This window comes from Leptolyngbya sp. 7M (assembly GCF_018128485.1).
Genome location: NZ_CP070897.1, coordinates 6,020,914 through 6,033,000 on the forward strand (window position 1 = coordinate 6,020,914; position 12,087 = coordinate 6,033,000).

Annotated in this window: 18 protein-coding genes; 1 reads left to right on the forward strand and 17 read right to left on the reverse strand. The window is 51.7% G+C overall.

Annotation, left to right across the window (positions count from 1 at the left end):
* Positions 1–107 precede the first annotated feature (107 nt).
* The 7 genes from JVX88_RS31960 to JVX88_RS31990 form a co-directional block, all read right to left on the reverse strand.
* The gene (locus JVX88_RS31960; RefSeq protein WP_211622422.1) at positions 108–410 is read right to left on the reverse strand and encodes a hypothetical protein; all 303 of its coding nucleotides are present in this window, start codon (positions 408–410) and stop codon (positions 108–110) included.
* A gap of 26 nt (positions 411–436) precedes the next feature.
* On the reverse strand, positions 437–868 hold the full coding sequence (locus JVX88_RS31965) for a hypothetical protein (protein ID WP_211622423.1): 432 nt from the start codon (positions 866–868) through the stop codon (positions 437–439).
* A 171-nt stretch (positions 869–1,039) separates the two neighbouring features.
* On the reverse strand, positions 1,040–1,312 hold the full coding sequence (locus JVX88_RS31970; protein WP_211622424.1) for a hypothetical protein: 273 nt from the start codon (positions 1,310–1,312) through the stop codon (positions 1,040–1,042).
* A 79-nt stretch (positions 1,313–1,391) separates the two neighbouring features.
* The gene (locus tag JVX88_RS31975; RefSeq protein ID WP_211622425.1) at positions 1,392–1,823 is read right to left on the reverse strand and encodes a hypothetical protein; all 432 of its coding nucleotides are present in this window, start codon (positions 1,821–1,823) and stop codon (positions 1,392–1,394) included.
* Positions 1,823–2,017: a hypothetical protein gene (locus tag JVX88_RS31980; protein WP_211622426.1), complete on the reverse strand. Its 195-nt coding sequence runs from the start codon at positions 2,015–2,017 to the stop codon at positions 1,823–1,825. The genes JVX88_RS31975 and JVX88_RS31980 overlap by 1 nt, the downstream gene beginning before the upstream one ends.
* Positions 2,017–2,757, reverse strand: coding sequence for a hypothetical protein (locus JVX88_RS31985; protein WP_211622427.1), 741 nt, complete (start codon positions 2,755–2,757; stop codon positions 2,017–2,019). Before JVX88_RS31985 ends, JVX88_RS31980 begins: the two co-directional genes overlap by 1 nt.
* 10 nt (positions 2,758–2,767) lie before the next feature.
* The gene (locus JVX88_RS31990) at positions 2,768–4,126 is read right to left on the reverse strand and encodes a DUF4394 domain-containing protein (protein WP_225931244.1); all 1,359 of its coding nucleotides are present in this window, start codon (positions 4,124–4,126) and stop codon (positions 2,768–2,770) included.
* Between JVX88_RS31990 and JVX88_RS31995 the strand changes: the two genes are divergently transcribed.
* On the forward strand, positions 4,127–5,158 hold the full coding sequence (locus JVX88_RS31995; RefSeq protein ID WP_211622431.1) for a glycogen/starch/alpha-glucan phosphorylase: 1,032 nt from the start codon (positions 4,127–4,129) through the stop codon (positions 5,156–5,158).
* 168 nt (positions 5,159–5,326) lie between these two features.
* Here JVX88_RS31995 and JVX88_RS32000 read toward each other — a convergent pair whose 3' ends face one another.
* From JVX88_RS32000 to JVX88_RS32045, 10 genes are all read right to left on the reverse strand, one after another.
* Positions 5,327–5,599 (reverse strand): hypothetical protein, encoded by a 273-nt coding sequence (locus tag JVX88_RS32000; RefSeq protein ID WP_211622433.1) that lies wholly within the window; start codon positions 5,597–5,599, stop codon positions 5,327–5,329.
* A 10-nt stretch (positions 5,600–5,609) separates the two neighbouring features.
* On the reverse strand, positions 5,610–6,203 hold the full coding sequence (locus JVX88_RS32005) for a sigma-70 family RNA polymerase sigma factor (RefSeq protein ID WP_211622435.1): 594 nt from the start codon (positions 6,201–6,203) through the stop codon (positions 5,610–5,612).
* Between the two features lie 178 nt (positions 6,204–6,381).
* Positions 6,382–6,774: a creatininase family protein gene (locus JVX88_RS32010; protein WP_211622437.1), complete on the reverse strand. Its 393-nt coding sequence runs from the start codon at positions 6,772–6,774 to the stop codon at positions 6,382–6,384.
* Positions 6,775–6,804: 30 nt separating this feature from the next.
* A complete protein-coding gene (dps, locus tag JVX88_RS32015; protein WP_211622439.1) occupies positions 6,805–7,434 on the reverse strand; it encodes a DNA starvation/stationary phase protection protein Dps in 630 nt (209 codons plus the stop codon).
* A 288-nt stretch (positions 7,435–7,722) separates the two neighbouring features.
* The gene (locus JVX88_RS32020) at positions 7,723–7,956 is read right to left on the reverse strand and encodes a hypothetical protein (RefSeq protein WP_036003098.1); all 234 of its coding nucleotides are present in this window, start codon (positions 7,954–7,956) and stop codon (positions 7,723–7,725) included.
* Positions 7,957–7,962: 6 nt separating this feature from the next.
* Positions 7,963–9,435 carry an ATP-binding protein gene (locus tag JVX88_RS32025; RefSeq protein ID WP_211622441.1) on the reverse strand — a complete coding sequence of 491 codons (1,473 nt, stop codon included), beginning with the start codon at positions 9,433–9,435 and terminating at the stop codon, positions 7,963–7,965.
* Positions 9,435–10,145: an aldo/keto reductase gene (locus tag JVX88_RS32030; RefSeq protein WP_211622443.1), complete on the reverse strand. Its 711-nt coding sequence runs from the start codon at positions 10,143–10,145 to the stop codon at positions 9,435–9,437. The genes JVX88_RS32025 and JVX88_RS32030 overlap by 1 nt, the downstream gene beginning before the upstream one ends.
* Positions 10,146–10,185: 40 nt before the next feature.
* Positions 10,186–10,779, reverse strand: a complete 594-nt coding sequence (locus tag JVX88_RS32035) for a glycosyltransferase family 2 protein (RefSeq protein ID WP_211622445.1) — start codon at positions 10,777–10,779, stop codon at positions 10,186–10,188.
* The gene (locus JVX88_RS32040) at positions 10,769–11,344 is read right to left on the reverse strand and encodes a glycosyltransferase family 2 protein (protein ID WP_211622447.1); all 576 of its coding nucleotides are present in this window, start codon (positions 11,342–11,344) and stop codon (positions 10,769–10,771) included. The genes JVX88_RS32035 and JVX88_RS32040 overlap by 11 nt, the downstream gene beginning before the upstream one ends.
* 1 nt (position 11,345) lies before the next feature.
* Positions 11,346–12,065: a Uma2 family endonuclease gene (locus JVX88_RS32045; RefSeq protein ID WP_211622449.1), complete on the reverse strand. Its 720-nt coding sequence runs from the start codon at positions 12,063–12,065 to the stop codon at positions 11,346–11,348.
* Positions 12,066–12,087 lie beyond the last annotated feature (22 nt).

Below are 12,087 nucleotides of genomic sequence, written 5' to 3' on the forward strand. Positions count from 1 at the left end.
ACTGCTGCTGCGATTGCAGAGAACACTGCAAACATTGATAGAAACACTGCAAACATCGACAGAAACACCGCAAACATCGACAGAAATGCAGCAGAAATATCCAAACTTCAAGCGTCCCTCGCCGAAGAAAGAGCTGCGGCCATCTTCACCAGCGATTGCAGATAGTCCTTTAGCGGCGCATCAATGCAGCTTGAAAAGGCCAAACTGGCAGGAATTGTCGTGTTACGCAGTGGATCAATCACCGCTTCCAGGATGATAAACCGGGCAAAATGTACCTGGGGGAATCGGGCAAAGGGAATCAGATCGTTGTGCCTGACGTTGCGCTGGATCGTCTCAAGCACGGCTCTCAGGTCATCTAACTGATCGGGCTTGATGGGGGCAATCACGGTGAAGGTTTCTTGGTGAGTCATACACCTGTACCGATGGGGAAGTAGGACTAGAACTTGAGAATGAAATTGAGCACTCGTGTTTTGCCCCAGTAAGCTTGACCCAGATAGAGGTTGGGGGCTACTTCTCGGATTTCATCACGAATTTTTTGCGCCACAAACGAGGTTTTTGAGTAATCCAAAACGGTAGTTTCTCCGTCATCAATCCAGCTTTTACCTGGATAGATTTCTGCTTTCACTAGGCGCAGCCGCAGCGGGGAAACTTTATTCAGCAAAAACCGCTGCTCGCGATGAAACACCTTCCCCTGCCATGCTAGTAATTTGATCAGGGGAACCAAAATTCGGCTCAGCCAAGAACCAGGCCAAATCAAGGCCGTTCCCTGACTGTTGCCATCGGGTATCGTGCCGACTGGACTCTGGCAGTAGAGATCATCCAGCTCAGCCTGGGACATTTTGGTCAGATCATCAACGGTTAGGGTCATGGCATAAACCTCAATTGCGTCAGGTGGGTGGGTTGATTAGTAGTCTGAAATGAAATATCGCTGTATTAATTGCTGTATCAATGACTGAATTGAATGACTGAATTGAATGACTGAATTGAATGACTGAATTGAATGACTGAATTGAATGGCTGAATTGAATGGCTGAATTGATTACTGATTCTTGAAGCGTTGATGTCTGAAAAAAAGACGGCTATCGCCGTAGGCTGAAGCGACAAATTCTGAAGTGGTTGTAATCTGTCCGATCAGCTGAGCTTGCTGCCGGTGTTGGAGATTACTACTGTCTTGATCCAGCTTCTCAGCGGCAATTCCGTAAACGGAAAACAGCGTTGTTCCAGCCGGAATCGTGGCAAGATCCTGTCTGAAGTCACGAGGCGGGCTTTCTGGAAATTGCACCTGTGGATTTGGCACTAGAAAAATTTGCAACGGATGCTTAGGTGCCGGTTCAGCGGTTCCGTTTTGTTGAAATTGACTTAAATTTTCCAGATCTAGCTTAGTTGGGAATCTAGATGTGCGCCTGAAAATTAGGTTGATTAACTTGGGACCGACCCGATTTACAACCGGAACAATATTGGAGAATTATCCAAAACAGCGAGGGATTGAGGATGATACACGCCTCGCAAGAATTGCGTTGAAATTCAGGATTGTAGGCGAAAGGAAGCTTTTCGACAACATCATCAGCTCTGATTCCCGGCCCACCACACCAGGGAGAGGCGGGATAGCGCTCGCAATCAGTAGGATCGGCGGGTTCCATCGGAGTGACGTAAAAGCCAGTGTCCCCGACCGGAACCAAGTAATCAGGAATCAGCCCTTTTGGATCGGGCAAATCTTCCTCTATCAGCTCTTGCGGGTTGAATCGCATGCGAGGGGTTCGAGGTCGCCAGCGATCCAATACTTGCTCGATTGCGGTGCCATTGTTGGTTGGTCGAAGGGTCATTAGGCGTCTAGCAAGTTAGGTAGATTAGGCTGAAACAGATTGATCGTTCGCAGTCGTTGAACCGCTCTAGCCTCTCGCAGATAGCGCCGCTCTAACTCGCTCATGCGCCATAGGTCAGGCTCTAAAACAGACTGATAAAGACCATCAGCTCTCAGCGGCGCTGGAGACTGTAACCAAGTGTTGAGCCTGAACATCAGACACACTCCATCACGCTAAGGGTGGCTCCTGCCGCTGAGCTGATGGCAGAAATCACGCCCTGATAAGGGTTAGTACGATTGATCTCATAGCTGCCGCCGTTAGGCAACAGGCAAATCCCAGCGCCACTCGTAGCCGTGTTGCCATAGTTGAGGAACACTTGAGCCGAGGAATGGCGGTTCACAAACGTCGCCTGTAGCCGCTGGGAATTGGCTGACAGCAGTTGCAGCGACTGAGTGCCTACTGTGAAGTTATAGGACTGACAAAATTCGATCCGCCGCTCATCCTCAGGAAGGGTAGTCACCTCTTCTTTTACCGAGCCAAAGATGACTACCTCATCAGAGCCTTGCAAGAGGCCGAAGCCTACATCTTCAATCATCGCCAGAATTCTAGCATCATTCGCAATTTGAACCACTGCATTGTCAGTGAAGTAAGACATCAAATTCACGTGATAGTAAGGCAATCTATTCAGCAGAGCGATCGAGGCGATATGGGTGATAGGATGGCCGGAAGTCTCTAAATACAGCCCTATCTGCTTTCGCGGACCGGACCACTCCATATCTCGCAGAGCCGATAGGCGCTCAGTTCGGCTTTGGGTCACGCTCAGATCAGGTAGCTCTTTCTCGGCAATCGATTCGATATCAACCTTGAGCCGAAGATCGGTAATGAAGCCATAGAATCGCACGGTTTGTAGATAATCCCAGGGTGTAACGACACCCGGCTCATAAATTACAAACATGCTGTTACCCTCATTTGCGGTGAATCGCCTCAGAATGTTCATAGATAAAGCGATCAGCACCCAGTCCTCCAGTCAGCGTATCTTTACCGCGTCCACCATTTAACCCATCATTACCCGCGAGGCCCAGCAGCCGATCATCGCCACCCAATCCTAGAATTAGATCATTGCCATTGGTTCCCCGCAGCCTTTCTCCGGCTGAAGTGCCTCGAATCGTGCGAACAGCATCATTATCGGTAATGGTTAGCGTAGCCGTATTCTGACCTGCTAAAACAGCTCGACCTGTCGGATTACTCAACTGTAGCAGAACCGTTTCATTATTCTCTACCAACGTATCATCGGTAATGTTCAGCGTAGCAGTAGCACGAGTTTGACCGTCAGCAAAGGCAACCGTTGCCGGTAGGCCGCTAAAATCGCTGCTGTCAGCCGTTCCACCCGTTGCAGTTACATCAACGGTGAGGGCACCGGATGAACCACCAGACCGCACAAGCTCAATCGCAATCGTCTTGCCATCTTCCGACACCGTATAGGTCGGCGCACTGAAACCAATCGAGCCAGTGGGCGCATCTGCCACAGTTAGACCACTCAGCTGGGTTGTGCCTGCACCAATTGCTCCCACCAATGTAGCAGCTCCTGTACTCAGATCAATTTTGTAGAGTCCGGTTGTGCCGCCCACGGTCAACCCTGCCAATCCCTGCCCAGAAGCGGGTGTATTAGAAGCGGACACCTGCACACCAGCCGGAATATCAAATCCATTCACCGCCGTGAAATCCAGCGGATTACCATTGAGCGTTACGGCTAGGGGTGAAATCTGCGTGCCACTATTGGGTGGATTTTGAATAAACAATCGATCGCTAACCGCATCTAGGGTGTATTGAGTGGTTGCCGTGGCTCCAGTCGCCTGGGCAAAGCTGTTGGTGTAGGCCGTGGCATCAACGCTGGTTGTGCCGCCTTGAACCGCTCCATCTGGATTGACTCCAGGTACGCTACCTGCCGCCAATCCCGTATCTCCATCCACCGGTGCACCCGTAATCGGATTGAGGCGGAAGTTTAACCCGGTACTCGTTACGACCCGAATTCGATCGACGGTTGGATTGAAATCGAAACCATAGCCCGTCTCTGGCAGATCCACTGGACTGCCCGCCGCATCCACAAAAGCCACCGACCCAGGACTACCAACCGGAGTTGCCGCACCCGACTGCGGATCCAGAATGACAACCGTTCCTGTATTGGTCTGGGCGTTAACAGCCAGACCATAAAGTTGACCCGTTGCCGGACGGAAATCGATGCCTACCAGCGTTGCACCAGCCGGCAGACCCGAGACTGCAACCGTGGCAACCGTACCAGGAGCCGCACTATTGAAACGCAACAAATGATCAAAGACCTGGACGAGCTGCGCAAACTCGAGGCGTTCGTTGATGATCCCCAGTTCCGTGCCCGCTGGCGGCAGATCAAGCAGGAAAACAAGACGACGTTGGCGACCTACATCCAGCGCAATAATAACCTGGAAGTGGATGTGAACTCCCTGTTTGATGTGCAGATCAAGCGGATTCACGAGTACAAGCGGCAGCTCCTCTGCGCCATGCATGTCATCACCCTCTACAATCGCCTGAAAGCTAACCCCAGTATGGACATGCTGCCCCGCACGTTTATTTTCGGCGGCAAGGCGGCTCCAGGCTACTTCATGGCGAAGATGGTGGTGAAGCTGATCAACTCCGTGGCCGAGGTGGTTGACCACGATCCAGATGTTGCCGGACGCCTGAAGGTGGTGTTCTTGGCTAACTATTCGGTATCGCTGGGCCAGTTTGCCTATCCGGCCGCCGACCTGTCTGAGCAAATTTCTACGGCGGGTAAGGAAGCCTCTGGCACGGGCAACATGAAGTTCTCGCTCAACGGTGCATTAACGATTGGCACGCTGGATGGTGCGAATGTAGAAATCCGCGAAGAGGTGGGACCTGAGAACTTCTTCCTGTTTGGCCTCACTGCTCAGGAAGTGATGGATCTCAAAGCGCGGGGCTATAAACCTACCGAATACTATCAGTCCAATCCAGAGCTGAAGCTGGTGATCGACCAAATGGCCTCTGGGTTTTTCTCGCCCAAAGAGCCGGGACTGTTTATGTCGATCGTGGATTCGCTGCTGCATAGCGACGAGTACATGCTGCTGGCTGACTACCAATCCTACGTAGACTGCCAGGAACGGGTAAGCGAAGCCTTCCGCGATCAGGACAACTGGACACGCATGTCGATCCTCAACGTGGCTCGGATGGGCAAATTCTCCTCTGACCGCACGATTGCCGAATACTGCCGCGACATTTGGGATGTGGAGCCGATGCCGATTGATCTGGGCACCTATTCCCAAGAGGAAGCCGGACTGAAGGTAACCAGCATTCCGGAAACCACCTAGACGCTGATTGGACCGCTAAAGCGACAGCTCAGTCAGTCCTACCATCCCTTTTCAGACATCTGAGAGGGGATTTTTTTAGTTCGTTGTTCGTTCCGTAGCCAAGCTTGGACCTGCGGAATTGGTTATGATTAGCCCTAGATAGTGACTCAATCCATAACCGATGAATTCTCAATCCACTTCTGTACCGGCCAATGGACCGACTAGTGTGCCGACCAGCGAACTGCCAATCTCAGGATCAGCTTCAGAACCAACCTCAGGACTAACCTCAGGACCAACCTCAAAACTAAAATATGGCGAACGAAGGCGATTGACCTCCTCGGCCAATTCGGGATGCTCGGACAACAACTGCTGCAACGCCTCAGCTTCCTCTGGACTGAGGTTGCCAAGCGCGTAGCCTGCAATTAAGTCTTGCCAATTATCGGGTCGCGCAGAACGGGTCATAGCACAGACGTTAGATATAGTCTTGTAAAGTTTGTCGAAGTTTGAGTAATCCTTGCCGAGAGCGGGTTTTGACAGTTCCCAGGGGAATGTTCAGCCGCTTGGCGATTTCCGACTGGCTCAGCCCTTCGTAGTAGGCAATTTCCAGCACTTGACGTTCGGTTTCTGAAAGTTGGGCTAGGGCATCACGAATCAACTGGGCGCGCTCTCCCACCGATGCCTGCTCTAGGGGCGTAGTGGAGCTAGGTTCGGTGCGGACAATGCCTTGCAGCCGCTGAATTACCCGCAGTCGAGCACCTTTAGACCGCAGTTTGTCAATGGCGCGAGAGCGGGTCATGGTGAGGAAGCTACTTAACGATCCACGGCTGGGATTGTAGGTGTTGCGCCGCCAAAGCGTCAGAAACACGTCCTGAGTAACGTCCTCCGCCTCTTCAGAGTTTTCCAGAATCTTGAACGCAAGGCTGTAGACCAATTTGGCATAGCGGTCATAGAGGATGCCGAGGGCATGCACTTGCCCTGTTGCCAAAGCAGTCAGCAATTCCAAGTCAGATGATTCGGATGAGATTGAAGCGGCTGTGGATCTAAGCGCAGAGGAATCTGGATTCATGTGCTTTCCTAGAACAGCTCCGAGATTGGGCGGGGAACAGATAATCCATGATCATCTGCCATGATTTTAAAAAGGATTTGCATGATCATCTGCGGGCTACCCGATCTCGCTTAACTCTTTGATATACGCAAAACAGGTTCCACTGGATTCACAAACTGGATAGCTGCACTACAACTTTTCATTGCAACACCTGAGCAGACTTCCACGTCTTGGGTTGCTGAAACTGATAAATATCGCGGATCACCTGTGCCCAACTCGCTCCTAAAGAAGCCAGAATCTGATCGCCTTTGGCTTTGGTGGCTACGGTTGGATCGCCCAGTACCCCGCTGCGGCTCAGATCGCGGGTAGTCCAAGCAAAGGGTAACTGGCCTTCCATGCTGAGTAAACTCTGGGAGGGTAAACCCTGCGGATATTCGCGCACAGCTGCCGCCATGTTGACCTGCTCTGGCAAAATCGACAGCAACAGGCTGGTTTCTGCATCGCCAGCGTGAATGCCCAACTCCAACTCCTGTTCTGTCAGTAACTCAGTCGCTGCATTCGGCACGCGCCACACAAATAAAGGAAACACCATCAAATCTTCGTGCTACTCAACCGATGCGCCTTACTTGGCTTTGGTTTTCTTCGTTTTTACCGCGCTCGTTTTGCCGGTGGCTGCCGCTTTGGCAGCACTCTTAGAGGTTGCTTTAGCAGCCCCTTTGCTACTGCCATTGATCGACACGGGTTCGATCGAGGTGTGCAGATGGGCTTCCAGGAACCAGAGTCGTTTGTCAATGCCGCGCGAAATTTCGGTGTAGAGGTCGGCGGTGTCGGCATCGCCCAAATCATCGGTAGCATCGATATTGTCCCGCAGGGATTTGGCGTAGGCAGCATAGCGGTCTGCCAGGGCAGTGACATGGTCTTTGCCGTCCAAGATATCAAGCGGATATTCCGGCAATTCAGACTGGCTGGCTGCAACGCGAGCGGTTCCCATTGCCACGCCGCCCAAGGCTGTTACCCGTTCAGCCAGCATATCGATGTACTCTTCCAACTCGGTTGCTAGCTCATCGAATAGCTCATGGAGCTGGTAGAAATCCATGCCTTTGACATTCCAATGGGCTTGCTTCACCTGAGTTTTCAGATCTAATGTGGAAGCCAGCGTTTGGTTTAATATCGCAACGACCTGCGAGCGAACGTTGGCAGGCATATCTATGCGGGTATCGCTCAGAAGTTGACTGCGACCATTGCTACCCATATACCACCTTCCTAGGGGAATCCAATCACAACATCAATTAGTCCCCACCATAGTCGAAAATGGCGAGCATGGAGCAGTTTAATTTAATTTTGTAAGAATCCCGTAATAAATTCGATAGACCACTACAGGCATGTTGCCTGCCCGGGGCTGTTCTAATCTTGACGGGGCAAATGCCATTTTGCTAGGAAAACGTTGCAGATCGCGTTAATGACTAATACGAACCCTTACCGAATCCTTATCGAACGATACACAGTCACCAACCTAGTTACTAACCAGGTTCAAATTGAATTAGGGCAGGGTCTGCCAAGCTTGGGCCACAATATCACTCAGCCAGCGGCGGGAATCTCGATCCAGCAAGCGGTCATCCGCCAGCACTTCCGCAGTCAGGTCGTCTAAGGTTTGCCCCTTGGAGCGAGCAACTTGAACGACACCCGCAATGGCTGCCGCGATCAACTCTTCATTCACTGGCTTTTGCCGTAAGTCAACTATTTCTTGGGGACTGACCGGGATGGGATAATGCATTGCTAACTATAGAAGTAGAACAAGAACATGAGTCTGAAAAAGCGTCTGGCAAAAATGAGAACCCTGTAAATGTTTTTTAAGAAAACAGCGTATTCGGAAGTGTAGCGCAAAACTTGCTGCTGTCAACCCCGCTTTTACAGGAAATTTATCGAAACAAAAAGCAGCCTCTGCGGCCTCTTCGTGGAGGGCGAGCGTCAGGGCATACTGCCGTTGCCAGCGCTCTACTGACAACATGGCGATACCGAGCTTCAGATAATTTACTGCCGCACTATAGGCCGTTGCCAATTTGGCTTTGCGTCCCGCGATCAAGTTCAAGCGAGCCAGCTGTTCCCGTTCTGCTGGTTCTCGGATCAGCTCCGCGCCCATATTCAGCTGATTCACAATCGCGAAAATTTTGCCATCTAGATCAACCTCAATCGTATTTTGCAGCAACAGCCTGCCAATCGCCAAATGAGTCGCCTGTTTCTCTTGCTCCTGAATCAACGAATACGCCGCCTGCTGCACTCGGTCATGCAGAAACCGATAGTAACAGGACGAGAAGTTTGGAGTTTTCAGTTCTGAGTTTTCAGTCTCAAGTGCTGGCTCCTGACTCCTGACTCCTGACTCCTGAAAAAACCGATACACCTCTGTAAGCGGTTGCAGCAGTCCAGCCTGGAGAGCTGGCCACAGGGCGGCAGCAGTTTCCGTTTGGGTCTGTTCGCAAACGACTGCCAGAGTTGATAGATCGAATTGGTTGCCAATGCAAGCGGCTAGTTTAAGAATAGTTTGGGTCGCGGCGGGCAGGTTTTGCAGTTGCACGGCCATAAACGCCACGACATCATTGCTGACGGCCAGCGCCCGGATTTGGGCCAGATTACACTGCCAGCCATTGTGCTCAAAATCGAAGGAAATGCAACCTTCCTGATGCAGCGACTTGAGGAACTGAGTAGTAAAAAAGGGATTGGCGTTGGTTTTTTGGAACACTAGCTCGGTCAAGGGCTGAGCCTGGGTCAGCGAGCAGCTCAGAGTATCGGCCACGAGTTGATTCAGAGCCGCCAGACTGAGGGGCGTCAGCGTGATTTGGTTCACTGTAGCTCCGGCCTGCTGAACCTCGGCTAAAGTCAGCATCAGGGGATGGGCAGGTGTGACTTCGTTGTCACGGTAGGCTCCGATCAGCAGCAGATGGGAGGTTTCCACCTCGCTGGTCAGGAGCTGGATTAGCTTCAGCGATGCTAGATCGGCCCATTGCAGGTCATCGAGAAAAATCACCAGTGGATGGGACTGGGTTGTAAATACCTGAATGAATTTTTGGAACAGCCGGTTAAAACGATTCTGGGCTGCACTGCCAGAGAGTTCGGGAGCTGCAGGTTGGGGGCCGATTACCAGCTCTAATTCTGGAATCACATCGATTAACACCTGGCCGTTTTCACCCAGCGCCGCCAAAATCTGTGTCTTCCAGGTTTGGATCTCAGCAGCCGACTCGGTGAGCAATTGCTGCATCAGATCGCGCGATTTTCGTCACCATACCATTCGGATCGCACCGTGTCGGTAAAGACCGTATCTGGCGAATACTTGCCCGACAGTAGCCCCTTGTAAAGCGGACCGCGCACCAGCACGGCAATGCCATGTTCTTGGCAGTAGGGCAGAAATTCTGCTTCGGCTTTGCGATTGAGCAACGAGTATTCCACTTCCACAACGCTGCAAGTATTGTGAACATTGAACCGCTTCAGCACCTTAAGTTTGTCGGTGGAAATGCCGTAGGCGCGAATCAAGCCCTGTTCCTTCAGTCGCTCAAATCCTTCTAGATATACACTCGGATCTTCGATTTTGCCATCGTGACACAGCATCACGTCAATGTAATCGGTTCGTAGCCGGTAGAGCGAAGCATGGACACAGAGTCGCACCATATCCACGGTAGTCATCGGCACCATCTGCCCAGTACGTCTGCCCCAGCGACCAATCTTAGATACCAGATGTACCCGGTCGCGCAGCCCCATCAGCGCTTTGCCCAGTCGTTCTTCTGATAATCCGGTCGGGATACCATAGGACTCTGCCGTATCAAATAGATTAATGCCGTGCTCTACTGCACTGCGAACGGTAGCTAAAGCCGTTTCCTGATCGACTTCACCCCACTGGTTGCCAATATTCCAGGTTCCCATCCCAATGGTGGAAACATTAAATCCCGCGTTGCCAAATGGACGATACAGCATGATGTTCTCCTGATTATTGACTCAAAGATATCCTGAGAGATTACTGCACCAGCGTAGCTGCCACATGGCGATTCAACCATTTTTCTAGCGCCACGAGGCGTTTTTCTAGCCATTTGCGGCTGTTGGCTCCCAGAAAACTAAACGGCTCAACAAGGGGGCGAATCATTTCCTCGCGTCTGCGCCAACCCAGTTTCTTCAACCGCTTGCTGAAATATTTGCCTTCTGCCAAATCCCATTTTTGCTGGAAGTGAAGCAGGCTTTCGCGTTCCCAGGCATCGCTCCAGCGCACCATAAAGTAGGGCAGATCGGACCAATGCAGAGCCGGAGCCGGAGGATGGGTCAAAAAGGTGACAACCGAATCGGGTTCAAAATAAACACTGCCGCCGGCCCGCGCTACGAGCATACAGAAATCGAGGTATTCTTTGGTGCAGGAGAAGCCTTCATCCAACCAGCCAATTTGCTCGAAAATTTCGGTACGCACCAGCATGGCGTGAAACTCGACGAATCCGGTGGGCTGGCGTTTGAGCTGATCGCGCACCTCCGCCACCTTGCGGTTTTGGTGATAGGTTTTTTCGTGGATTTGCCATTTGCCTTTGAATCCGGGAGTTTGCGGTACCGTGGGTTCACGAGGCAATCATGGTTTCGTCGTAACCGCCAACTTGCAGCAGAGCCGAGCGTCGCACCATGGCGGTAGGGTGATGCAGCAGCGAAATGCCGCCCAGCATCAGGGTTTGCAGTTCTGCGTCGTCCTGTGGCATCGGACAATGGCCTAGTAGTCTGCCTTTTTGGTCGATCCAGTCCAAGGCACCGCCGACACAAACTACATCCGGATGCTGGCGCAGAAACTCCACCTGTAGCCGAAAGCGGTCAGGAAGAGCAATGTCATCCGCGTCCATGATGGCAACCAGTTCTCCCCTAGCCTGAGTCAAGAGCTGATTGCGGGTGCGGGGAATGCCGCGATTTTCCCGACTCGTGAAGCAAATCCGAGCATCTTGGGCCGCATAGGTTTGCAGAATTTCAGCCGAGCGGTCGCTGGAACCATCATCGATCATCAAGAACTCAAAGTCGCTGAAGGTTTGAGCCAAGATGCTTTCAATCGCCTGAGCCAGATAGCGCTCGCTATTGTAAACCGACATCAGGACGCTAATCGTGGGAGGAGTTTGATTGTCCTGAAAGCCATGTTCGATTGCTTCACTCATATCAATGCTTCTGAGCTAGCTTCTGCACAAACTGCTGATGTTCCTCTGAATCAATGCCCTGCTGTAAAACGGCTAAAACTTGCGGCATGTCGCTATTTAGCAACGCAGAAGCATCAAGCCACAAGCCAGGGAATACTTCACTGCGAACAATCCCCTCTTCAATTGGCAATAGCACATACTCGTCATCTTTCAAACGAAACCAATCAATTTTGTGCTCGAACACCTGCCAGACAATATATTCTTGCACCCCATTGCGACGATAGACTCGCTTCTTGTCTCCCAGGTCAATCGAGGCACTGCTAGCAGCCACCTCAGCGATCAGTTCTGGTGCACCCTCGACGTAATCATCTTGGCTAAGCCGAGCTTGGCCGCCTGCACTTTCCTCAATCAACAGGACGGCATCAGGCTGGGGTTCGTTATCCCGATCAAGACGAACGGTTGGATTATCTCCTAATGCCACCTTTGGTGTAAAAGTTCGATAAACTCCCAACCAGGTGATCAAATCTCCATGCGGTTGACCATGACTGCGAAAACGTAGGGCAGCGGGCACGTAAACGACTCCTTCGATCAGTTCGGCTTTCTTAAGGTTCGGCATTGCCTCGTAGCGCCGCTCAAACTCATGGCGCGTCAGCCGATCGCCGCTCTCTAAAGGTGGTACCCGTAAGGGCGGTATTCGGGGCGGAGGAGTTACGTTTTGCTGTTGGTGAAAGGTGTCAACCATTGGGGTGTAGGGATAGAGGTAA

Coding starts and splice junctions, on each gene's coding strand:
- JVX88_RS31980 (WP_211622426.1), bottom strand. CDS start 2,017: ATGTTCAGGCTCAACACTTGGTTACAGTCTCCAGCGCCGCTGAGAGCT.
- JVX88_RS31995 (WP_211622431.1), top strand. CDS start 4,127: ATGATCAAAGACCTGGACGAGCTGCGCAAACTCGAGGCGTTCGTTGAT.
- JVX88_RS31960 (WP_211622422.1), bottom strand. CDS start 410: ATGACTCACCAAGAAACCTTCACCGTGATTGCCCCCATCAAGCCCGAT.
- JVX88_RS32020 (WP_036003098.1), bottom strand. CDS start 7,956: ATGCATTATCCCATCCCGGTCAGTCCCCAAGAAATAGTTGACTTACGG.
- JVX88_RS32010 (WP_211622437.1), bottom strand. CDS start 6,774: ATGGTGTTTCCTTTATTTGTGTGGCGCGTGCCGAATGCAGCGACTGAG.
- JVX88_RS31975 (WP_211622425.1), bottom strand. CDS start 1,823: ATGACCCTTCGACCAACCAACAATGGCACCGCAATCGAGCAAGTATTG.
- JVX88_RS32005 (WP_211622435.1), bottom strand. CDS start 6,203: ATGAATCCAGATTCCTCTGCGCTTAGATCCACAGCCGCTTCAATCTCA.
- JVX88_RS32000 (WP_211622433.1), bottom strand. CDS start 5,599: ATGACCCGTTCTGCGCGACCCGATAATTGGCAAGACTTAATTGCAGGC.
- dps (WP_211622439.1), bottom strand. CDS start 7,434: ATGGGTAGCAATGGTCGCAGTCAACTTCTGAGCGATACCCGCATAGAT.
- JVX88_RS32040 (WP_211622447.1), bottom strand. CDS start 11,344: ATGAGTGAAGCAATCGAACATGGCTTTCAGGACAATCAAACTCCTCCC.
- JVX88_RS32025 (WP_211622441.1), bottom strand. CDS start 9,435: ATGCAGCAATTGCTCACCGAGTCGGCTGCTGAGATCCAAACCTGGAAG.
- JVX88_RS31985 (WP_211622427.1), bottom strand. CDS start 2,757: ATGTTTGTAATTTATGAGCCGGGTGTCGTTACACCCTGGGATTATCTA.
- JVX88_RS32045 (WP_211622449.1), bottom strand. CDS start 12,065: ATGGTTGACACCTTTCACCAACAGCAAAACGTAACTCCTCCGCCCCGA.
- JVX88_RS31965 (WP_211622423.1), bottom strand. CDS start 868: ATGACCCTAACCGTTGATGATCTGACCAAAATGTCCCAGGCTGAGCTG.
- JVX88_RS32030 (WP_211622443.1), bottom strand. CDS start 10,145: ATGCTGTATCGTCCATTTGGCAACGCGGGATTTAATGTTTCCACCATT.